This is a genomic window from Paraburkholderia ginsengiterrae, assembly GCF_001645125.1.
In the GTDB taxonomy this organism is placed as follows: domain Bacteria; phylum Pseudomonadota; class Gammaproteobacteria; order Burkholderiales; family Burkholderiaceae; genus Paraburkholderia; species Paraburkholderia ginsengiterrae.
This window is the reverse complement of the sequence record NZ_LXKA01000255.1, coordinates 1-452: the sequence shown is the minus strand read 5'-3', so window position 1 is coordinate 452 and position 452 is coordinate 1. Positions and strand designations below refer to the sequence as shown.

Sequence of the window (452 nt, the reverse complement as noted above, 5' to 3'; positions counted from 1 at the left end):
CAATATTTCCGACGAGGACATCGCCGGCCTGAACATCCCGAACGGCGTGCCGCCCTCCTATTAACTCCACGAGAACCTGAACCCCACCACTCACTACTACCTGCGCGACCAGGAGGCCATTGCCCAGGCGCAGGCCGCGCTCGCCAGCCAGAGCAATGCAGGCTGATCCTCCTCCCACGCTGCCGCATCGCGGTGAAAGAGGCCGCCGGCCGGCTGCAAACGCGCCGCGACGGCCCTGGCGACCACCCGCCCGCCGCGCCCCTCTGCGTCCTCCACGGCCTCACAGCGCCCTCCCCTGCCCCCATCAACCCCAAGTCCCTCAGCGCGCTTTTCCGCTGACGACCCATCCCCGCTCATAACCGCCACCTCGCGCGCGCCCAGCCGAGCTCACTCTCCTTCCCAACTGACTCTCTACACCGAGCATGACTGCCGCCATGTAACAGCGCATCGCC

General features: G+C 67.5%; 1 pseudogene. It reads left to right on the top strand.

The annotated features are described in order from the left end of the window. Positions 1 to 166: pseudogene (gene gpmA / locus A6V37_RS42430) on the top strand (2,3-diphosphoglycerate-dependent phosphoglycerate mutase); the annotation flags it as partial. Positions 167 to 452 lie beyond the last annotated feature (286 nt).